The organism is Parabacteroides bouchesdurhonensis (assembly GCF_900186615.1).
In the GTDB taxonomy this organism is placed as follows: Bacteria; Bacteroidota; Bacteroidia; order Bacteroidales; family Tannerellaceae; genus Parabacteroides; species Parabacteroides bouchesdurhonensis.
Window position 1 is genome coordinate 2784602 of record NZ_LT896588.1, and the last position, 21688, is coordinate 2806289.

General features: G+C 39.9%; 20 protein-coding genes and 1 tRNA gene. 13 read left to right on the forward strand and 8 right to left on the reverse strand.

The genetic code is table 11. The annotated features are described in order from the left end of the window. Positions 1 to 6: 6 nt before the first annotated feature. Both C1721_RS12020 and C1721_RS12025 read right to left on the reverse strand, forming a co-directional pair. Positions 7 to 279 carry a type II toxin-antitoxin system RelE/ParE family toxin gene (locus tag C1721_RS12020; RefSeq protein WP_102408495.1) on the reverse strand — a complete coding sequence of 91 codons (273 nt, stop codon included), beginning with the start codon at positions 277 to 279 and terminating at the stop codon, positions 7 to 9. 7 nt (positions 280 to 286) lie between these two features. Further along, positions 287 to 499 (reverse strand): hypothetical protein, encoded by a 213-nt coding sequence (locus tag C1721_RS12025; protein WP_102408496.1) that lies wholly within the window; start codon positions 497 to 499, stop codon positions 287 to 289. Between the two features lie 135 nt (positions 500 to 634). Here C1721_RS12025 and C1721_RS12030 point away from each other — a divergent pair, with 135 nt between their 5' ends. Continuing rightward, a complete protein-coding gene (locus tag C1721_RS12030; protein WP_102408497.1) occupies positions 635 to 6172 on the forward strand; it encodes an alpha-2-macroglobulin family protein in 5538 nt (1845 codons plus the stop codon). Here C1721_RS12030 and C1721_RS12035 read toward each other — a convergent pair. Then, positions 6159 to 6632, reverse strand: coding sequence for a GAF domain-containing protein (locus tag C1721_RS12035; protein ID WP_102408498.1), 474 nt, complete (start codon positions 6630 to 6632; stop codon positions 6159 to 6161). The two genes, C1721_RS12030 and C1721_RS12035, sit on opposite strands and share 14 nt — an antisense overlap. Before the next feature lie 74 nt (positions 6633 to 6706). Here C1721_RS12035 and C1721_RS12040 point away from each other — a divergent pair, with 74 nt between their 5' ends. Together C1721_RS12040 and C1721_RS12045 are read left to right on the forward strand one after the other, a co-directional pair. Then, positions 6707 to 8062, forward strand: coding sequence for an MATE family efflux transporter (locus C1721_RS12040; protein WP_102408499.1), 1356 nt, complete (start codon positions 6707 to 6709; stop codon positions 8060 to 8062). A gap of 48 nt (positions 8063 to 8110) precedes the next feature. After that, positions 8111 to 8752 (forward strand): cytidylate kinase-like family protein, encoded by a 642-nt coding sequence (locus C1721_RS12045; protein WP_102409437.1) that lies wholly within the window; start codon positions 8111 to 8113, stop codon positions 8750 to 8752. Positions 8753 to 8881: 129 nt separating this feature from the next. Here the strand turns inward: C1721_RS12045 and C1721_RS12050 are convergent, their stop codons facing one another. Together C1721_RS12050 and ettA are read right to left on the reverse strand one after the other, a co-directional pair. Next, entirely contained in the window at positions 8882 to 9526 is a 645-nt protein-coding gene (locus tag C1721_RS12050) for a 3-keto-disaccharide hydrolase (RefSeq protein WP_102408500.1), read from the reverse strand. A gap of 28 nt (positions 9527 to 9554) precedes the next feature. Beyond that, positions 9555 to 11243, reverse strand: a complete 1689-nt coding sequence (ettA, locus tag C1721_RS12055) for an energy-dependent translational throttle protein EttA (protein WP_102408501.1) — start codon at positions 11241 to 11243, stop codon at positions 9555 to 9557. Between the two features lie 135 nt (positions 11244 to 11378). Here ettA and C1721_RS12060 point away from each other — a divergent pair. Next, positions 11379 to 11451, forward strand: a tRNA-Lys gene (locus tag C1721_RS12060). Between the two features lie 242 nt (positions 11452 to 11693). Then, positions 11694 to 12914, forward strand: coding sequence for a site-specific integrase (locus C1721_RS12065; RefSeq protein WP_102408502.1), 1221 nt, complete (start codon positions 11694 to 11696; stop codon positions 12912 to 12914). Between the two features lie 283 nt (positions 12915 to 13197). Here C1721_RS12065 and C1721_RS12070 read toward each other — a convergent pair whose 3' ends face one another. The 3 genes from C1721_RS12070 to C1721_RS12080 all read right to left on the reverse strand — a co-directional run bounded on the left by C1721_RS12070 (position 13198) and on the right by C1721_RS12080 (position 14163). After that, complete coding sequence (locus C1721_RS12070) at positions 13198 to 13491, reverse strand: helix-turn-helix domain-containing protein (RefSeq protein ID WP_102408503.1); 294 nt, start codon at positions 13489 to 13491, stop codon at positions 13198 to 13200. Positions 13492 to 13568: 77 nt separating this feature from the next. Next, on the reverse strand, positions 13569 to 13862 hold the full coding sequence (locus C1721_RS12075; RefSeq protein ID WP_102408504.1) for a DUF3876 domain-containing protein: 294 nt from the start codon (positions 13860 to 13862) through the stop codon (positions 13569 to 13571). Beyond that, positions 13849 to 14163: a helix-turn-helix domain-containing protein gene (locus tag C1721_RS12080; RefSeq protein WP_102408505.1), complete on the reverse strand. Its 315-nt coding sequence runs from the start codon at positions 14161 to 14163 to the stop codon at positions 13849 to 13851. Before C1721_RS12080 ends, C1721_RS12075 begins: the two co-directional genes overlap by 14 nt. A gap of 218 nt (positions 14164 to 14381) precedes the next feature. On the opposite strand from C1721_RS12080, the gene C1721_RS12085 reads away from it, so the two are divergent. The 8 genes from C1721_RS12085 (at position 14382) to C1721_RS12125 (ending at position 21684) form a co-directional block, all read left to right on the forward strand. After that, positions 14382 to 14927, forward strand: coding sequence for a TetR/AcrR family transcriptional regulator (locus C1721_RS12085; protein ID WP_102408506.1), 546 nt, complete (start codon positions 14382 to 14384; stop codon positions 14925 to 14927). 52 nt (positions 14928 to 14979) lie between these two features. Beyond that, complete coding sequence (locus tag C1721_RS12090) at positions 14980 to 15498, forward strand: DinB family protein (protein WP_102408507.1); 519 nt, start codon at positions 14980 to 14982, stop codon at positions 15496 to 15498. A gap of 280 nt (positions 15499 to 15778) precedes the next feature. Next, complete coding sequence (locus C1721_RS12095) at positions 15779 to 17098, forward strand: MATE family efflux transporter (RefSeq protein ID WP_102408508.1); 1320 nt, start codon at positions 15779 to 15781, stop codon at positions 17096 to 17098. Positions 17099 to 17117: 19 nt separating this feature from the next. Further along, positions 17118 to 17738 (forward strand): RteC domain-containing protein, encoded by a 621-nt coding sequence (locus C1721_RS12100; RefSeq protein WP_234347430.1) that lies wholly within the window; start codon positions 17118 to 17120, stop codon positions 17736 to 17738. A gap of 129 nt (positions 17739 to 17867) precedes the next feature. Then, positions 17868 to 18200 (forward strand): helix-turn-helix domain-containing protein, encoded by a 333-nt coding sequence (locus tag C1721_RS12105; protein WP_102408509.1) that lies wholly within the window; start codon positions 17868 to 17870, stop codon positions 18198 to 18200. Positions 18201 to 18484: 284 nt separating this feature from the next. Beyond that, the gene (locus C1721_RS12115; RefSeq protein WP_102408511.1) at positions 18485 to 19069 is read left to right on the forward strand and encodes a BfmA/BtgA family mobilization protein; all 585 of its coding nucleotides are present in this window, start codon (positions 18485 to 18487) and stop codon (positions 19067 to 19069) included. Positions 19070 to 19073: 4 nt separating this feature from the next. Further along, on the forward strand, positions 19074 to 19997 hold the full coding sequence (locus C1721_RS12120; RefSeq protein ID WP_102408512.1) for a DUF5712 family protein: 924 nt from the start codon (positions 19074 to 19076) through the stop codon (positions 19995 to 19997). Between the two features lie 175 nt (positions 19998 to 20172). After that, positions 20173 to 21684, forward strand: a complete 1512-nt coding sequence (locus C1721_RS12125) for a DNA cytosine methyltransferase (RefSeq protein WP_102408513.1) — start codon at positions 20173 to 20175, stop codon at positions 21682 to 21684. The last annotated feature ends 4 nt before the right edge of the window (positions 21685 to 21688 follow it).

The following is a 21688-nucleotide window of genomic DNA, read 5'->3' on the forward strand; positions in this document are numbered from 1 at the left end:
CTGTCCTTAAAATAAATCCGAATGAGTCCCTGTGTTTGTAAGTAATAGAATTAATTCCTTGTCATTTTGCTCCCACAGTAATAACCAGTCAGGAGTTATATGGCATTCCCATATATTGGCATATTTTCCTTTCAATTTATGAGGATGATACTTGATAGGAAGTTTCCCCGTTTGCGATAATATAGTAATAACTTCTTTGAATAATGCAGGATTATATCCTCGTTTAATACATAGTTTGAAATCTTTGTCAAACTGCCTTGTGGTTTTGGTTATGTACATAGTTACTTTATTCTTTTAAGAGATGATCCATTAAATCGTCAATGTTTTGTGCTGTAAATGTTCTGCCTGCGGCAGCGTCTTCCAGAGATTTGTCTATTTTATTTACTGGCTTTTCCAGTTTAATAGTCCATCCAAATTTCTCTGCCATTTTTCTTAAAAGACCTATATCCATTGACGGAAGAATAATTTCCGCTTTTTGCAATGTTTTCGTTGTATTCATAATCCTTTATGTTTTAGTTATTACAAAGATAATTGTTTTTAGCAGATACTAAGGGAATGAATAAAATAAATACTATATTCGTGAATTCTATGTTTATGTAATAAAACAATTGATAACCGTTAAATATAAGAAAATATGATAAAGCATTTTTATCTGTTATGTATGCTTTGCTTCTTCGTCTTATTGACAGGTTGTGACGCTAAAAGTAATGAAGGCAATGATGAGAATCTTCCGTTCAATCCTTATGTGGAAGCATTTACCACTGGCAAGATTTCAAGATTCACACCTGTTTATCTGATTTTGAATGAAGATATATCGGCCGAGAAGATGGCTGCTGCCAATTTGAATAAACTGATCCATATTAAACCCGATGTGAAAGGCTCTTTTTCTTTTGAGAACGGGCAGACTATTGTCTTTAAGCCGGCACAAGGTTTTAAAAGGAACACTACATATGAAATGACAGCCGATCTGTCCGAATGGTTTGAGGCTAAAGGAAAAGACAAACATTTTACTTTTAAGTTTTCCACTTTGCCCCTGACGCTTCGTGCAAATCTGGAAGCTATGGATATTAATAAAAAGAATGAAAACGGCTATGATATAACATGTACCCTATTTACTCCGGACAAGGAAGCTCCTGGAACTGTAGAACCGTTAGTGCGCTTTTCCGAAAAAACAGACGTTGTATGGCAACACAGTCCGGATGGAAAGAAACATGAGGCCATATTGCGGAATGTGGCTGCCGGCACAGACGGAGCTCGCAAACTGGTTGTCTCCGTTGCTCCGAATAAATTGAATGTGCCGCAAGAAGAATTGTTGTCTGTAGAAATTCCCTCTATGAACGATTTCTCTGTTTATGATGTGAATTATGTGTCGGAACCTGAGAAATATGTAGAAGTCGCTTTTACCAAACTCTTGGACGAAGCACAAAATTTGCAAGGATTAGCCTTTATCTCCGGAAACACTTCTGAGACAGTCAATATAAAAGGCAATAAACTCCGTCTGTACCCGGATGCTCAACGTGAAGGCTCTCTGAATGTCCATCTGAACAGAGAAATACGGAGTAAGAGCGGTTTAAAACTGGAGAAAGACGTAGTTCGCCAAGTTGCAGTGAACACCTCGTTGCCGTCCGTCCGGTTTATAGGAAACGGCGTTATTATCCCGCAATCCACTCAACTTACTATTCCTTTCCAGGCAGTATATCTGCGTGGTGTGGTAGTTCGTGTGATAAAGATACTGGAACAAAATATCGGACAATTCCTGCAAATCAATAATCTGGATGAAACTTCCGATTTGATGCGCGTGGGCCGTCTGGTAGCTCGCAAGACCCTGTTTCTGGATGATGACGCTTCTCTTGATTTATCCAGATGGAATACTTTTGCCATCGACCTGAAACAACTCATTCAGCCCGAGCCGGGAGCAATTTATCGTATTGAGTTATCTTTTAATAAAGACCTTTCTGCGTACCCGTGTGCAGATGCGAAAAAGATTTCCAAAGAACAGATATTGGCAGAAGACGAGATAAAGTTTAAAGAAGAAACCAGCCGTTTTGACGAAGGTGGTTATTACTATTATAACGGAGACCTGGATTGGTCTGATTATAAATACCGTGAGCGGAATGATCCGTGCGCCAACAGTTACTATTTCAATAAAGTAGCAGGCAAAAATGTTCTGGCTACTAATCTGGGGCTTATTGCAATGGCAGGAGAAGACAATGAGATGACAGTCCTTGTTCACAACCTCATTAATACATATCCCGAAGCAGGAGTTGAAGTGGCTGTTTATAACTTCCAACATCAGGTTCTGGCTACAGGCGTGACCGACGATAAAGGACATGTCAAAGTAAAACTCTCTTCGGGCAAACCATTCTATATCATCGCATCTTATGGCAAACAACGTTCCTATCTCCGGGTGGATGGCGGATCGGCTTTGTCGCTCAGCTCTTTTGATGTCTCTGGAGAAGTGGTGCAGAAAGGCATTAAAGGCTTTATATGTGGTGAACGCGGCGTGTGGCGTCCGGGCGATACTTTGCACTTGGGCTTTATGCTGAACGACCGGTTGAAAAAACTACCTTCCAATCATCCGGTTGTTATGGAATTATATAACCCGTTGGGACAACTCTATACGCGTAAGACGCAAACACGCGGCGAACTGGGTGTTTATGCTTTTGATATGCCAACCGAGCCGGATGCTCCAACCGGAGCATGGAATGTGAATGTCAATGTAGGAGGTGTTACATTTACCAAGCGTTTGCGTATTGAGTCCATAAAGCCGAACAGACTGAAAATAAACTTGTCCATGCCGGAAAATACGCTTCTGCGCGGTGAACCCGTTAATGCCCACATGCACGTGGAATGGCTACAGGGAGCAACTGCCCGCAATCTGAAATATGATATACAGGGCACGTTCATTCCCACGCCGACACAATTTTCCGGATACAAGAATTTCTATTTCGATGATCCTTCCCGTGTATTTAAAAGCGAGGAAAGCAAACTAATATCCGGTACAACGGATGCGGAAGGCAATGCGATTATTCAAGCCCGTTTTGAAACAGGCACATCTGCTCCGGGAATGCTGATGGCAAACTTTGTGACACGCGTTTATGAAGAATCCGGAGATTTCAGTATTGATGCAAGCCGGATGTTATATTCACCATATCGCCGGTATGCCGGAATAAAATCCCCGCAACAGGATATGGAGCAATTGAATACGGGGACAAATTATACTTATGAGGTTGCTTCCGTAGATTATCAGGGTAATCCGCAGCCAAATACAGAACTTAATGTGCAAGTGTACAAAGTATATTGGTATTGGTGGTGGAGTTCGGACAATAGTGATCTGGCAAACTTTGTGTCGGAATCTTATAACAAGCCGGTTAAAAGTTTTACTGTCCGCACCGGAGCTGATGGCAAAGGCTCGTTCAAGCTGTCGTTCAACGATAACCAGTGGGGCACTTACTTTATTTCTGTAAAAGATAAGGAAAGCAAACATTCCACAGGTGTGATGAGTTATTACGACTGGCCATATAACGAAGGCCGCCGCAATACGGATGGCAGTCAGTCGGCAACGATGCTTAGCTTTAAAACGGACAAAGATGATTATGTTCCGGGCGAAAAGATGACTGTCACTATTCCTTCATCCAAAGGAAGCCGTGCAATTGTGAGCATTGAAAATGGAAGCCGCATCCTTTCTGTTTCAGAGCATGAATGCAATGATGGACAAACTGTTATTAAACTGGATGTCACGCCGGAAATGCAACCTAATGCCTATGTCTATATTACATTGTTGCAGCCACATGGCATAACGAAGAACGATTTGCCAATCCGCCTGTACGGCGTAGTGCCGTTTAACGTTACTTCACCCGAAAGCCACCTGAATCCGGTTATCCAGACATCCGATGAGATAAAGCCGGAAGAGAATTATACGATTACCGTTTCCGAAAAAGGAGGTCGCGAAATGGCTTATACATTGGCCATTGTAGACGAAGGACTTCTTGACCTCACCCGGTTCAAGACTCCGGAACCTTGGAAAGCATTCAATGCCCGTGAAGCTTTGGGAGTGAGTACTTGGGATTTATATAACTATGTAGTAGGCGCTTATGGCGGACGCATCGAACAACTGTTCAGTATCGGAGGCGATGATGCTTTGAACAAAGGTCCGAAAGCCATTGTGAATCGCTTTAAACCGGTTGTGCAGTTTGACGGCCCGTTCTTGCTGAAGAAAGGGCAGAAGCAACGCCATACTTATAAAATGCCCAACTATAACGGACGGGTAAAAGTGATGGTTGTTGCCGGCAATGGCGAGGCTTATGGCCATGCCGATAAAACAGTGATGGTACGTAAACCTGTGATGTTGCTTGGCACTTTGCCGCGCGTTATCGGTGTGGGCGAAGAAATGGTTGTTCCGGCAACGGTATTTGCTACAGAAGACGGTGTGGGTGATGTAAATGTCTCAGTGGCCTGTTCCGATAATATGCAGATCATAGGAGAATCTGCCAAAGTACTTAACTTTGCTCAAAAAGGCGACAAACAAGCCCGGTTCCGTATTCGGGTGAAGGAGAAACCGGGAGCCGGACGTGTAACGATTACAGCGACCGGAAAAGGTGATAAGTCTGTTTATCAAACAGATATAGAAATACGTTCCGTGCGGCGGCCGCAAACCCAAGTGCTTCCTGTTACTTTAGAGGCCGGAAAGTCGTGGAAAGAGACAGTAAAGATGCCGGGAACGGACGGAACAAATTCTTTGACATTGGAATTATCCGACATACAGCCTGTTAATCTGACGGCACGTTTGTCCTATCTTATAGGCTATCCGCACGGGTGCATAGAGCAAATAACATCTAAAGCCTTCCCGCAACTCTTCCGGAAGGAATTTGCATTCCTCTCGAAAGAAAATGAAATTTCTTCCGAAAACATCATAAAAGAGGTGTTGCGTCGTTTGCGTTCTTATCAGACTGTAGACGGTGCATTCTCTTATTGGCCGGGCGGAACGGGAACGAATGCGTGGGGAACAGTTTATGCCACCCACTTTATGCTTTCTGCCGAATCTAAAGGTTATTTGCTGCCCGATGCCGTGAAACGCAATGCGTTGGCTAATCTTCGAAAGGTTGCGCGCAACTGGAAACCGGTTCAGTCTTATTATTCTAACTCGGAAGAAATGACGCAAGCCTATCGTTTGTATGTACTGGCTTTGGCGCAGCAGCCCGAAATGGGAGCGATGAACCGTCTGAAGGAAAATAACTCGCTCACCGCCATGAGCCGCTGGATGCTTGCTTCCGCCTATGCTTTGGTAGGCAGGGCGGATGTGGCTAATTCTCTGATAACAAAAACTACGGATATGAAATCGGACTATTCGGAATACGACCTGACGTTTGGCAGTGATTTGCGGGATGATGCTATCCGGTTGATGACACTTTGCCTGTTGGATAAAGGCAAAGAAGCGGCTGGACTGGTGAATGAAATATCCCGCACTTTGTCTTCGGATGATTGGTTGAGTACGCAAAGTACGTCATTCGGTTTGGTGGCATTGTCCGAATATGTGAAGCGTTATAAAGTATCTGGATCAATGGACTTTGCTTATGCCTGTAGCGGAAAGACCGGAAAAGTGAGCACCGACAAAAATGTCTGGTCTGAAACCTTGCTGAGTAAAGCACCGCCTACGGCCTCTTTGGAAGTGAATAACACCGGACAATCCACCTTGTTTGCCCGCATTATTATGGAAGGAATACCGGAGCAGGGTGAGGAAGAGGCCTACTCAAACGGCGTGTCGATGGCTGTTAGCTATGTTGACGCCAATGGTCGTCCGGTCGATATAGACAGCCTGACGCAGGGAAGCAACTTTGTTGCAGTTGTAACCGTGAAGAATCCGGCATCGCGCGGAGTCAATAATTTGGTACTTACTGAAATATTCCCGGCTGGATGGGAAATACTGAATACGCGTTTTCTGAATGACGGAGCAACCGATGTGAAAACAACCGGAATCAGTTACCAGGATATTCGTGACGATAGAGTATATAGTTACATTGATTATCTTCCGGCCGGAAAGCAAGTGACAGTCAAAATAAACCTATGTGCCGTTTATCCGGGCAAATTCTATCTGCCGCCTGTTTACTGTGAAGCCATGTATGATAATCTGATCCGGGCAAATACAGCCGGACGCAGGGTTAGCGTACAATAAGATTACTTATTTTTTCCAGATAGGCTGAATCTGTTTCATCAAAACAGTTCAGCCTGTCGCTGTCTATGTCCAGTACGGCAATAACGTTCCCGTCTTTCAGAAGAGGAACAACAATCTCCGATTTGGACGCAGCGTTGCAAGCTATGTGTCCGGGAAACTTGTCAACGTCCGGAACAATAATCGTGCGGGCTTCTTTCCAGGCCGTTCCGCAAACGCCTTTGCCATATTTAATTCTTGTACAGGCAATAAGCCCTTGAAACGGTGAGAGAACCAGCATATCACCTTTTACCCTGTAAAATCCGGTCCAGAAGAAATTAAAAGTTTGTTTTAAGGCGGCCGATACATTTGCCATATTGGCAATTATGTCGGGTTCTCCGGCAAGTAAAGCCTCTATTTGAGGAAGCAATACTTTATATTGTTCCTCTTTGTTTCCCTGTTCTATGACTAGTTCTTCTGCCATATTTTAAATTATTATAGCCTGGCAAAGGTAAAAATTAAGAGTAAATATGTGTACTTTTGCCGAAAATATAATGTATGGCGACACAAAATTCCCCTCTTATATTAGGAACCGAACGGATTGGAAAGCTACTTACGCAGTATGCAATTCCTGCAATTATAGCCATGACGGCTTCCTCTCTTTACAACATGGCGGATAGTATATTTATCGGACATGGCGTTGGCCCGTTGGCTATTTCCGGTTTGGCTCTTACTTTTCCGCTGATGAATCTGGCGGCGGCTTTTGGCTCTTTGGTTGGCGTAGGTGCTTCTACTTTGGTATCCGTTAAACTGGGGCAGAAAGATTATGACGGGGCAAACAACGTATTGGGAAATGTGCTGATATTGAATATAGTGTTAGGTGTTACCTTCACTATTGTATTTCTGCTACTGTTAGATCCTATTCTCTATTTTTTCGGAGCTAGCGAGAACACGATAGCCTATGCGCGTGATTATATGCGGATTATCCTGTATGGGAATGTTATCACACACATGTATTTAGGTTTGAATGCCGTGTTACGTTCTTCCGGCTTCCCAAAGATGGCAATGTATGCAACATTGGCTTCCGTAGTAATAAACTGCGCCCTTAATCCGCTCTTTATCTTCGGCTTTGGCTGGGGAATAAAAGGTTCAGCCTGGGCAACGGTTATTTCGCAGGTTATTTCGTTGACAGGACAGTTTATCCACTTTTCCAATCCGAAACAATTCCTGCATTTCCGGCAAGGCATTTTTCGTTTGCGGAAGGAAATAGTGAAAGGTATTTTGTATATCGGCATGTCTCCGTTTCTGATGAATCTTTGTTCCTGCCTGATCGTGATTCTGATAAATCGCGGACTGAAAGAATATGGCGGCGATATGGCAATTGGCGCCTATGGAATTGTGAACCGCATTATTTTTCTTTTTATTATGATAATAATGGGATTCAACCAGGGAATGCAGCCTATTGCGGGATATAATTTCGGTGCGCGCCAGTTTCACCGTGTTACCGAAGTAACCAAGCTCACAACATGGTGGGCTATTGGCGTTGCTTCAGCCGGATTCCTATTGTGCCAGTTGTTCCCTTCTATGATAGTCCGTCTGTTTACTACAGACCCGGAACTGCTGGGAGCGGCTGTTTATGGTTTGCATATAGTCTTTGCCGTGTTCCCTATTGTGGGTTTCCAGATGGTGGCCACCAACTTCTTTCTGTCTATCGGCATGTCTAAAAAAGCTATTTTCCTGTCTCTTACCAGGCAACTGTTGTTTCTTATACCTTGTCTTGTTATTCTTCCCCGTTTCTTCGGAACGTTGGGCGTCTGGATCAGTATACCTGTTGCCGATGCCACAGCAACCATTGTTACGGCAATTGTGCTGGTTAATCAATTCAGAAAATTTAAACGAATGCCGAAGGAATAAAAAAATTTGTATCTTTAGGGCAGTAACAAAATACTAATGATTGTATCTATGGATAATAGAATCATACTAACTATAGGCCGGCAATTTGGTAGTGGCGGACGTGAAATAGGGCAGAAGTTGGCGAAAGCCTTAGGCATTTCCTATTATGATAAGGAACTGATCACGATGGCAGCCAAAGAAAGCGGCCTTTGTGAAGATGTTTTTGAACAAGCCGACGAACGTGCGTCCAACGGACTGGCATATGCTTTCACGATGGGTTATTCATACATGAGTATGTTCACGCCGTTTAATGATATACTTTCCAATGATGCTTTGTTCAAGTTGCAGAGCGATGCCATTCGGAAGTTGGCGGAAACAGAATCGTGTGTACTTGTAGGGCGTTGTGCCGATTATATTCTCCGCGACGATCCGGCTTGCCTTAGTTTCTTTGTCCATAATACAATGGAAAACCGTATCCAGCGGATTATCCAGAGACAGCCTGTTACCGTAGAGCAAGCGAAAGAGTTAATGACGAAAACCGATAAATCCCGTGCTGTATACTATAATTACTATACAAATAAAGCGTGGGGCGTGGCTTCTTCTTATAATCTTTCTATTGATGCTTCCGTATTGGGCATCGACGATACGGTTACATTTATGAAAAGTTTTGTGGAAAAAAAGCAAAGCATGCGTCCGCCTCATTTCGGTTGAGTTATAATTCCGTAAAATATTCCAATAACGGACTTCTAAGTCAGGACATCGCTGAAAAATAGAAAAAGCCCTGTTTCTGCAGGGCTTTATTCTTTGCGTTTTAAATAAAAAACAGCGGTCTATATTCTATTAAAATTTCTCTAAAGTTACATTGCGGAACTCAATATTGTTACCTTCACTTTGTAAAGCGATATAACCTTCTTTTACCTTATTAGTTCCCGTGTTCTGGTAAACGCCATTTATAAACACCGTAATTACACCGTTCTTTACGAAAATGTTCGCCTCGTTCCATTCACCGGCAGGTTTCTCACTAGACGGATTTGTCTTTTTCAGCATCGGAAAGGTCGGACGCGGTTGCGGACCTTGATACTCTGCGAGGTCAGAGCCTGAAAGCATTACCAGGTCGCCTGCGTCGCCGGCATGCAACTGGCATTCGATACCGTTTGGAAACGGACTTTTAACTTCTTCTATCAATAAGAAAATGCCGCTATTGGAAGCCACGCCATTAGGCCAGCGCCATTCCACATGCAGCTTGTAGTCTCCGTACTTTTCTTTGGTGTACATATAACCGAACGGATTTCCCGTGATATGAATCAATCCGTCTTTCACAGTAAATACCTGATCGGCAGGAACAGCATTTTTGTCTACTATAAAATTCCAGTCAGACAAATCCTTCCCATTAAATAACTTCTCTGTTTTCTGCGCGTTTGCTTCTCCGGCAAAGCAGAAAATAGAAGCAGCCAATATGGCCAGCGATAGCATTCTTCTTTTCATGGTCTCTTCAAATTATTAATGTATAAAATCAATCAACAATCAGTTTACGGTAACGTATCCGCTTCGGTTCTGCTTCACCTAGCTGTTTACGCTTATATTCTTCATATTCGGAGTAAGAACCCTCATAAAAGACAACATTTGAATCTCCCTCGAAAGAAAGAATGTGAGTACAGATACGGTCGAGGAACCAGCGGTCGTGAGAAACCACTACAGCGCAACCTGCAAAATTTTCCAGCCCTTCTTCCAAAGCCCGGAGAGTATTAACATCTATATCGTTGGTCGGTTCGTCCAGCAAAAGCACATTTGCTTCTGCCTTTAGAGTGAGAGCCAGATGCAAGCGGTTTCTCTCTCCACCCGATAATATACCGCATAACTTTTCCTGATCGGCTCCTGCAAAATTGAATTTAGACAGATAAGCGCGCGAATTAATCTCTTTTCCGCCCACTCTTATAAATTCTTGTCCTCCGGAAACCACCTGATATACCGTTTTGTCCGGGTCTATATCCTTATGTGTCTGGTCGGCATAACCAACCTTTACTGTTTCGCCCACATCAAACGTACCTTTGTCAATGCTTTCCATACCCATAATCATTTTGAACAGAGTTGTTTTTCCCGCTCCGTTCGGGCCTATAACGCCCACAATCCCGTTAGGCGGAAGCATGAAGTTGAGGTCGTCAAACAGCAACTTGTCACCAAACGCTTTAGCTACATGCCGGGCCTCTATCACCTTGTTACCCAGACGCGGGCCATTCGGGATAAAAATTTCCAGCTTTGCTTCACGTTCTTTCTGGTCTTCATTCAGTAACGCTTCATACGAATTCAAGCGGGCTTTTCCTTTGGCCTGCCGTGCTTTAGGCGCCATATTGATCCATTCCAATTCGCGTTCCAGTGTTTTACGTCGTTTGCTTGCCTGTTTTTCCTCCTGAGCCATACGCTTCGTTTTCTGATCCAGCCAAGAAGAATAGTTACCCTTCCACGGAATACCCTCTCCACGATCCAATTCAAGAATCCATCCGGCTACGTGATCCAGAAAATACCTGTCGTGTGTGATACAGATCACAGTTCCCGCATATTGTTGCAGATGCTGTTCCAGCCAGTCAATAGATTCTGCATCCAGATGGTTGGTAGGCTCATCCAGCAACAATACATCCGGCTGCTTAAGCAACAAGCGGCAAAGAGCCACGCGGCGGCGTTCACCACCGGATAGCGTATCTACAACCTGTTCTTCGGGTGGGCAGCGTAATGCATCCATGGCACGTTCCAGACGGCTGTCTAAATTCCATGCGTCGGTTGCATCTATTTTATCCTGCAATTCGGCTTGCCTTGTAATCAGCGCATCCATTTTGTCCGGATCTTCCAGCACTTCCGGATCGCCAAATTTCTCATTAACTTCTTCATATTCCTTTAAGGTGTCAACAATCTCTTGCACCCCTTCCTGAACGATTTCCTTCACTGTTTTTCCGGCTTCCAGTTTCGGGTCTTGTTCCAGATAGCCCACCGAGTATCCCGGTGAAAAAACAACTTCACCCTGATATTCTTTTTCAATGCCGGCAATAATTTTCAGTAAGGTAGATTTACCAGAGCCATTTAAACCTATAATTCCTATTTTAGCTCCATAAAAGAAAGACAGATATATATTTTTTAGAACCTGTTTCTGAGGCGGAAAAGTTTTGCTTACGCCCACCATAGAGAAAATAATCTTCTTATCGTCTGCCATATATAATAATATAATTATGATGTTATTTTTATCTTTGCGTACAAAGATAACAAAATAAAAAAGAGGTAAAAGCTTGCATGAAAAAAATATAACTCATATCTTTGCACCCGTGTTATAAAAATAACACCATAGGCTGATTCGCTAGCTCAGCAGGTAGAGCACATCCCTTTTAAGGATGGGGTCCTGGGTTCGAGCCCCAGGCGGATCACTGAAAACAAAAGAAAAATCAAGCAAATCCCTGATAATCAGACATTATCAGGGATTTCTTTTTTCTAGCAGGTGGCAGAAAATAGCCGTTTCAAGCATATTATTGGTGGATAAATCGTGGGACTAAAATTTAGTTCAAAAAAGTCCCACGAATTTGCATCTTTCTCACTGATTAATAGCATTTTGCATAGACTTACTTTGGAAGAGAATACATAGTTTTGTAACTTTAAAAACGATGTAAAAATGGCTCGAAAATCATTTTCTGTATTGTTCTTCATCAAGAAAGGCAAATTATTAAAGAACGGAGAAGCACCCGTGTGCATGAGAATCACCGTAAACGGCTGTATGGTAGATATTTCTATCAAAAGAAGCTGTCCCGTAAACCTATGGAATCAGGCAAAAGAGAATTCAAAAGGTAAAGACCGTATGTCGGTGGAACTGAACCACTACTTAGAAATCACACGTTCACACGTACACCAAATTTATAGAGAATTGGAAACTTCCGGCAAAGTTATTACTGTTGATCTTGTGAGAAAGTTGTTTTATGGTGTGGACGAAGATAACAAAACGCTATTGCAGGTATTCAGAGAGCATAACGAACAAAGCCGTAAGCTGATCGGCAAAGACTTTGTAAGTAAGACCGTTCAACGGTATGAAACCACTACCCGATATTTGGAGGAATTCATTAAGAAAGAATATCAGCTATCGGATATTGCTCTAAACAACTTGGAAGCTAACTTCATTTCTAAGTTTGATGCTTTCTTGAAGATTGAAAAAGGTTGCGCGCAGAACTCTGCTATCACTCGATTGAAGAATTTGAAGAAGATTATCCGTATTGCTCTGGAAAACGACTGGATAAAGAAAGATCCGTTTGCTTACTACCGCTTCAAACTGGAAGAAACCGATCCTGAATTTCTGACGATGGACGAAATTAAAATCATTCTTGCCAAAGAGTTCACCATTAAGCGAGTAGAACAGGTACGGGACGTTTTCATTTTTTGCGTTTTTACTGGTTTGGCGTTCAGCGATGTGAAAGACTTATCACCTGAACACTTGGTAAAAGACAATAAAGGAGAACTTTGGATAAGGAAGAACCGCCAAAAGACAAAAATTATGTGTAACATTCCTGTACTACCTGTGGCAGCTTCTATACTTGAAAAGTATAAAAATGTGGCAGAATGTACCGGAAAACTATTGCCTGTATTGAGCAATCAGCGCATGAACAGTTATTTGAAAGAAATTGCCGATGTGTGCGGAATTCATAAAAATCTTAGCACACATACCGCCCGTCATAGCTATGCCACAAGCATTTGCCTTGCAAATGGCGTAAGTATGGAGAATGTTGCTAAGATGTTGGGACACGCAAATACAAACGTAACAAAACATTATGCACGAGTATTGGATCAGAATATTTTCAAGGATATGCAAAAAGTAAATAGCTGTCTGTCGGAATTAGCTATATAATAAAGGTAGTAGCTAATATTGAAAAAGGATTGGGAAGAATGAATTTCATTTTCTCAATCCTTTTCTTTTATAGTAAGTTTTCCAGAACTCAATATGAAGCATTGACAAAGGTAAGTTCCGTATTTAGCCTGTTCAAGTCCGAGCCTTCGGTTTAGATGAAAATCTTCCTCTCACTATATTCGAGCGTATTTTCATCTAAAGACTTGCACAGACTAAATACTTCACTGGAAAAGTCAATGATTCAAATTAAATTCCGAAAAACAATGTTTTTGAGCTTGGCAGGTTACTCTTTCCAACTTTCAAAATAGTGCCTTTGGAGCAGTTTATCAATATCACTCTGACGGTAGATGATTTTACCTTTTATCTGGATAAAGGGGATTAGACCTGTATCTCTCCACTCTTGCAGGGTTCGCAAACTGACATTCAGTTTCTTGGAAACTTCATGATTGGAAAGAAATCGTTCTCCGTTCAGGTGGGGCTTATAGTGCTTTACAATCGATTCAATACCGTTCAGCATTGAAGCAAGCGAAGAAATAAATTCTTTGACTTGTGGGGTATCTTTATTTATTAGTTCCATGATTGAAAGATTGTTTTATTGAAATATTGATTTCAAGATTGCTGGATAGCTAATCAGTTGAATGATTAGCTGATTGATTAGTTTCGCAGATAGTCACCCAATGATGAAAGGCTAAGCACATCTTTTGCCGGATCATAATCTATATAGAGCCGTTTGGATGCAACAGTAATAAAATACTGGCTACCATCTTGCTGTATCTCATAAGTAGCGGGTGAAGCCTGTTTGGTGGTTTCCGATACATATATAATAGAGAGAAGATAATCGTTGTCGTTCCGGTAGATGATTACCGTAGGATTCAGATTAATGCTTTCCCATGTGCCGACAATGGAGAACAGGTTGAAGGTCGGATAATCTTCTTTAGTTCTTTCCATAAGGCGTTATTTGTTTGGGTGATTGATTTTGCGTTTCACTGTCCGCAATAATTCTTTCAATATCGGAAGATTTATAATAAATCTTGTTCCCTATTTGAGAATAAGCCAATCGCCCACTACTTCGGTAATATTGCAGCGTTCGTTTACTAAAGCCTAACAACAGGCACACTTCCTGACTATCCAGCCAGTTTTCAACTTTTTGAGTATGAGTGCTGCACAAACTTTCTATCCGTTTGGCAAACTCCGTGAACCGTTCGCAGACATACGAAAAGGTTCTCTTTTCAATGGTTACTACTTCCATACTTTCAATTTTAAATGGTTTATAAAACGTGTTGATTCCTTATTTCACCAGCAAATGAAAGAAGAATCAAGAGCCGTTTTCAAAACTGTCTGAAAGTGGTAGGAAGTGGTTATAACTGGCTGGATAAATGAAGATAGAAATTATATACTGTGAACATACAAGATGTTAAAATCGCCAATTTCATACTTACTACTAAGTAAATTGCATATATTTGTGCCATGAATGATACAAGAAGTGAAATAATACGGTTAGGAAGTGAATTAATTCGCTCTATTGGCTACAATTCTTTTAGCTACGCAGACATATCTAAAGCGTTGAATATAAAGAATGCAGCTATTCATTATTATTTCCCTTCAAAGTCGGATCTGGGAGTAGAAATAATAAGGAAAAATCTGAATGCTTTTAATGAGCTAACTAGAACATGGGAAAGTTTGGATTATAAATCGCAGTTTTCCAATTACATTCATATGCATGATAGTTTTATCAATAATCATTGGGTTTGTATAGTTGGCTCACTTTCACCATCTTATGACACTTTACCTGAAAACATGCAGAAAGAGTTGCAGGGATTGGTAAACACGATTCTGAAATGGCTTACAGCTTTATTAGATAATGGTTTAAAAAACAATGCTTTTTCATTTGCGGAAACACCAAGAACAAAGGCTTTTATGGTTCATTCTGCATTACTATCTTCTTTGCAAATGAATAAAGTATTAAGAAATGATGTGTATAAATCAATACAGGAAGGATTATTAAATATCTAATATTTTTTTGCCTTAAATACTTACTTACTAATAAGGATATAAATTTACAGAAATGAAAAGGATTGATTTTTTAAGAGAACAGATTATCGAATCGAGGAATTTTGTAAATCGTTTGATTTCCGAAATGCCACAAGATTTGTGGTACACAATTCCTCAAAACACAGATTCAAATTTTGCTTGGCAAATTGGACATTTAATGATTAGTCAAAACTTCCACGCTATCACATGTATCACAGGAAGAAATACTAAAGTAGCAGAATTGATACCCATTGTTGATTATGTGAAAATCTTCAATGGTATGGGAACCCTACACAGGTCAGTAGAAAAAAACTTGATACCAGCATATGAGCTTAAAAATCAATTTGATGCCATTCACGAAATATGCCTAGATAATTTATCCCAATTAAATGATGATATATTATTTGAGCAATTAGAACCTATTCCGTTTAAGCATCCAGTAGCTAATAACAAATATGAAGCATTGTCTTGGTGCTTCAAACATGAAATGTGGCATAGTGCAGAAATGGAAGAACTAAAACGTATGCTCGGCTATCCTATCAAATGGCTATAAAGATAGTTTGCAACGGTAATAAAAATCCAATTACATAGTTCTATTTCCCTGAAAATATATACCTTTGTATGTATTCAACAAGTTAATATATCGTTCAACTTATGAAATGGCAACTCTGTATATAGCTTAAATGCTTCAGGGCGGTCGGAGAACTAACAAATCTTCGACCTATGTTCTTATACCCTATCCAAAACACAGAGTTTTCTCAATTACATTTCTGATTATGATTTATGTCACTGCAAAAGTAGTGCTTAACAATCATGTTATATTAAGTTGAATAATGAATTATACATATAAACAAATATGGCTCGTCAACTTACCTATAATGGTGAGCCTACTCATGGAACAATTGATTAATTTCACAGATTCCATTTTTCTTGGTCATGTTAGTCAGATAGATTTAGGAGCATCGGCACTGGCTACCATGTATTACACAGCCATTTATATGCTCGGCTTTGGATTCAGTCTTGGAGTACAAGTTGTTATCGCAAGGCGAAACGGTGAAGGGCGATATATGGATGTAGGCAGAGTATTTTATCAGGGATTGATTTTCTTATCTGTTTTTGCCATTATTGTTTTCATATTATCCAAACTGTTTTCTCCTGTATTACTTCGCATGACAATTTCGTCTGATAGTGTCTATCAAGCCACCATGAAGTATATGGAATGGCGAGATTACAGTTATTTGTTCGCATTTCCTTTATTGGCAATTCGGGCTTTCTTCGTTGGAACAACCAATACTAAAATTCTTACAGCTAACTCTATCGTTATGGTAATCTGCAATGTTATATTTAACTACTTGCTAATATTCGGGAATGCAGGTTTCCCTAAATTGGGTATTAGTGGGGCTGCTGTTGGATCATCACTTGCAGAGCTTGTTGGATTACTGTTTTTGATTCTATACGTATGGAAGCGTGTAGATAAGAAGCGGTATGATTTGCGTGCAAGTTTTGATTTAGGGTTATCGCTCCACCTCTTAAATATTTCAGTTTGGACAATGGTACGTTCGTTTTTTTGCATTGCTCCCTGGTTTTTGTTCTTTGTAGCAATTGAACATTTAGGTGAATGCGAACTTGCAGCAGCAAATGTAGTAAGAAGTATCTCAATGCTCTTTTTTGTGATTGTCAATTCATTTGCCACTACTGCTATTTCGTTGGTTAGTAACCTTATCGGAGCAAATCAAATTTCAGATGTTATGCCACTTTCCCGTTGTATCATATTGCTAACTTATGCAATGGGGATTCCATTGATTATATTATCTTTTGCTTTGTCGGGAACTCTTTTAGAGCTGTTTACTAATGATAAAATAGTTGTTCAGAAAGCATTTTACCCATTCTGTGTAATGCTTTCTACGTTTATTATCTCTGTGCCAGCTTATACATATTGTAATACAGTAATAGGCACAGGTAATACGAAAGTAGTTTTTGTGTTCCAGATGATTAATATTATGATCTACCTGTCATATCTATTTGCTTTGTCGAAATTTCCAAATATTCCCCTTGCAGCATATTGGACTTCCGAACAAATATATGTGTTAGTGTTATTACTGATGTCTTATGTTTATATGAAAAAAGGCAGATGGTTCAATAAGAATATTTAATCCTAACAACGATTTATCTATGTGGGATATTCTGGAAACAAAGCTATTCAAGTTCTTGTCAGCTTCTAATACAGAAAGTGACCCTGAACCGCAAATCAAAGAGGCATATAGAGAGTTTGTGGAAAGGTTAATCTTCTATATGGATTCAGAGACAGATAATATGAAGCGTATTCGTACCCTCAATTTGATTCATATAGAGATTGAGACAGTTAAATCTTTAGAGGTTTCGTATGGAACAAAACAAGATGTATTGAAACTTATCTATTGTGATAAAGTCTTGTCTTTCATTCAAAAAGAGTTAGAGCTAATCCATAAACAAATGGAGTTTCCAAAATACTTTATCAGGATAGAAGCCGCATGGCAATCACCGCTTTATCTAACAGATAAAACTAATCTCATTGAAATAATGGAGATAGTTAGCGGATTGTTTTTATCTGAAAAAGTTGTAACCCACACCGGAATAAAATCACCACTGACAGAAATCGGGCGAGCCTTTGAATATCTATTCAATATTAAACTAGGGGACATTCACAAAAAACATGAAAATGTAATTTGTCGGAAAGCCAATAAACGCACCGAGTTTTTGGATATACTTCGGAAAGCTATTTCCGAAGAAAGTAAAAAGAAAGGCTATCTATAAATCAGCTACTTATGAACAATTATTAGGGGTGTAGTATATCTACTCCCCTAATTTAATTTCATCCGTTTACCGAACTTTGCTTCATCAATCGATTGAAAATAATAATGTTGAACTTAAAATTGAAGCAAAATGTATATAGACAATGAAAACTTCGAGAAGTGGATGGAGCAGCTTTCCAAGAAACTGATCGAAATAGGCAAAGACCTAAAGTCACTTATCAATACGGACAATATTCTCGATGATAATGAGAAGCTGTTAGATAATCAAGATTTGGCTTTTCTCCTGAAAGTATCGTTCCGAACTCTCCAACGTTACAGAGTGAGCGGACAACTACCCTACTTTACCATCGGAAAGAAAACCTACTATCGAGCGAACGATATTCGGGCTTTTGTTCGTGAACGTGCCGACTCTCAAACTTACAAGCAGTTTGAAAAAGCTAATCAATTAGAGAATAAATCTTGAAAGCAAAATGTAGCAGAGAAAAGAAGTCTATGTTTAGGCTATTCCTCTATGCTACCACCCCAATTTAGCAGAAACAGCTACGCCTTCCGGCTTCGCTCATTTCGCTAAATTGAGCAAGAGGGAACTGGACAAGTCCTGTTCTTCCCTCTTGCCCTGCGGGACAAAGCCTTCGGCTTTAGGGTGTTACAAGAACACGCTGTAATGACACCTGTAATAAGCATTTTCTTTTTAATGCTTATTATCAGGTATTTATCTATTCATATTTCTACAAAAATGTAATTACCATGCCAAATAACAGTCGAAAAACGATATTCACCACCATTTCCATAGACAAGGAAACGGCAGCTTTGGTAGAAAAGATATGCAAACGCTATTCACTGAAAAAGAGCGAAGTTGTAAAGTTGGCGTTCGGGTATATAGATAAGGCACATATCAATCCATCCGAAGCACCTGAATCTGTAAAATCAGAACTGGCGAAAATAAATAAGAGACAGGATGATATTATCCGGTTCATCCGTCATTATGAGGAAGAGCTACTGAATCCGATGATACGAGCTACAAATTCTATCGCTTTGCGTTTCGATACTATCGGCAAAACATTGGAAACTCTCATACTCTCTCAACTGGAAGCCAGTCAGGAGAGGCAAACAGCTGTGCTGAAAAAGTTAAGTGAACAGTTTTGTAATCATGCCGATGTAATAAACAACCAATCCAAACAGATTAGCGCACTCTACCAGATACACCAACGAGATTATAAAAAGTTGCTTCACCTAATACAACTCTATTCGGAACTTTCTGCTTGTGGTGTGATGGATAGCAAAAGGAAAGATAATCTAAAAGCAGAAATTACAAACCTTATAAATACATAAGCTTATGCACATAGACTTTGCTCCACCATCTAGCGGCACATATAATAATGCTGGTAGTAGCCGGCAACTAGCTAATTACATGGAACATGAAGATTTAGAACGGATGGAGAAAGGTATCTATACCGAAGGCTTTTTCAATCTGACAGATGATAACATCTATAAATCAAAGGTCGTAAAAGATATAGATACTAATATCGGGCAGCTATTAAAAACGGATGCTAAGTTTTATGCTATTCATGTCAGCCCATCGGAACAGGAACTCCGGGCGATGGGTAATATAGAGCAGGAACAAGCCGAAGCAATGAAACGCTATATTCGTGAGGTCTTTATTCCTGAATATGCCAAGAACTTCAACAAAGAATTATCCGCTTCGGATATAAAGTTCTATGGTAAGATTCATTTTGATCGTAGCCGTTCAGATAATGAACTGAATATGCACTGCCATTTGATTGTAAGTCGTAAAGATCAAGCCAATAAAAAGAAACTGTCACCGCTTACCAACCATAAAAATACTAAGAAAGGCACTGTTACAGGAGGTTTTGACCGTGTGAACCTATTCAAACAAGCGGAACAGGGCTTTGATAAACTATTCAACTACAATCGTCAGCAAACAGAATCATTTGATTACTACAATACGATGAAGAACAGTTCTATCTCCGAACAACTTGCAATACAGAATCAAAACTTTACTGGCGAAAAGAAAAAAGAGAGATTTCAATCCTGTGAAAAAGAAAACAATATTTTTTGCAATCTTGATAGCAAACAAGATAATAAATACTCTAACAATCAGCAAAATAATAGTGGCGGTGATTCTCTTTTGTCTATCTTTTCATTAGGAGATAGCAATAATTATGACGCAAGATTAACAGAAGGACTACGGGCACAGAAACGCCAAAAGAAAAAGAAGAGAGGAATAAGATACATCTAATACAATCAAAGAAGGAACATATTTCAAGAATAAAACGATAATACCAAGTCCTATGGCTTTCACCTCACTCATGCTATAAAAGAGATGCAAAAACAGATAAAACAACGAAAAAATTTCCTTAGATCAGTAGTTTGTGAAATAGATTCCATATATTTGTCTAAAAAATGACAGGTATATGGAATCAAGCTTTGGGCAATACTTAAGAACTCTAAGAGAAGAAAGAAAATATTCTTTGTCGGAACTGGCAAAGCTAATAGATATTAATGCCACAAATTTAAGTAAAATAGAAAGAGGAACTAGAGATTTTGATATGAAACGTTTATCAAAACTCTGTGAAATCTTCTCTCTTGACTACAAATCTATGGAGGAGGAACTTTTCAGTGAAAAGATTGCAAAAAAAATATGTGAAAATAATTACGACTCTTCAATTCTAAAACTTGCTGAACAGAAAATAAAATATATCTTTGATGGGCAAGAAAATTTATCAAATGTAACAGCAATACAAGGTGATTTATTTGAATCCGAGGATTGGAGGTTGAAACCTTTTGCATGTCCTGCTTCAACAATTAGAATAGCTACTCTATTTAGTGGCATTGGTGCAATTGAACATGCTTTTGATAGGTTAGGATTGAATCATGAAATCATATTTGCTGGTGACATTGACCCATTTGTAAAGAAAAGCTATTTTGGAAATTATGAGATAGCTGAAAAAGACTGGCATAATGATGTTAAACAATTCTCTGCAAAGAAATACAAGAAAAAGGTGGATATTCTCGTAGGTGGAAGTCCCTGTCAAGCCTTTTCCATGGTGGGTAAACGATTAGGGTTAGATGATATCCGCGGAACTCTTTTTTATGATTTTGCACGGATAGTTCAGGACTCTCAGCCAAAAGTTTTTATCTATGAAAATGTACGTGGACTGGTAAATCATGATGGTGGTAGAACGTGGCAGGTAGTACAGGATGTCTTCAACGAACTAGGGTATAAAATACACTCTAAAATACTAAACAGCAAAGATTATGGCATACCTCAGAATAGGGAACGTATTTTTGTCGTGGGATTCAAAGACCATGATTTTGTATTCGATTTCCCTAAAAAAATAAAGCTTGCTCACAGAATGCAGGACTTCTTAGAGGATTATACTGATTCAAAGTACTATCTCAAAGAAAAGGGGATAAAGTTTGTAACAAGTTCAAAGAACAAAAACAAAAGATATACGCAGATCAATGGAAATGTAGCTTTATGCCAAAAAGCTAACCAACAGTTTAATTGGCATGGTGATTTTGTCTTTGAACCAGCCGATGATGCAGACTTTGATGAGTTCATATTCGATGTTAACGATGTGGAAGAAAAGTATTATCTATCGGATAAAGTCCGTGACTATGTGCTAGCAAGTGGTACAAAAACTTTTAGGACAAGCATTCGTACAGATTTAGAGGTAGCACGCCCACTGCTTCAAACGATGCACAAGATGCACCGAGCAGGAATTGATAATTATGTAACTCATAATAAGGGACGCATTCGGAAACTGACTCCAAAGGAATGCCTACGCCTTATGGGGTTCCGGGATACTTTTAACCGTGTTGTTAGTGACACACAACTATATCGGCAGGCAGGGAATAGTATAGTGGTTGATGTACTAATAGCCATATTAAAACAAATGGATATAACACAATTTGGAGAATAACGAT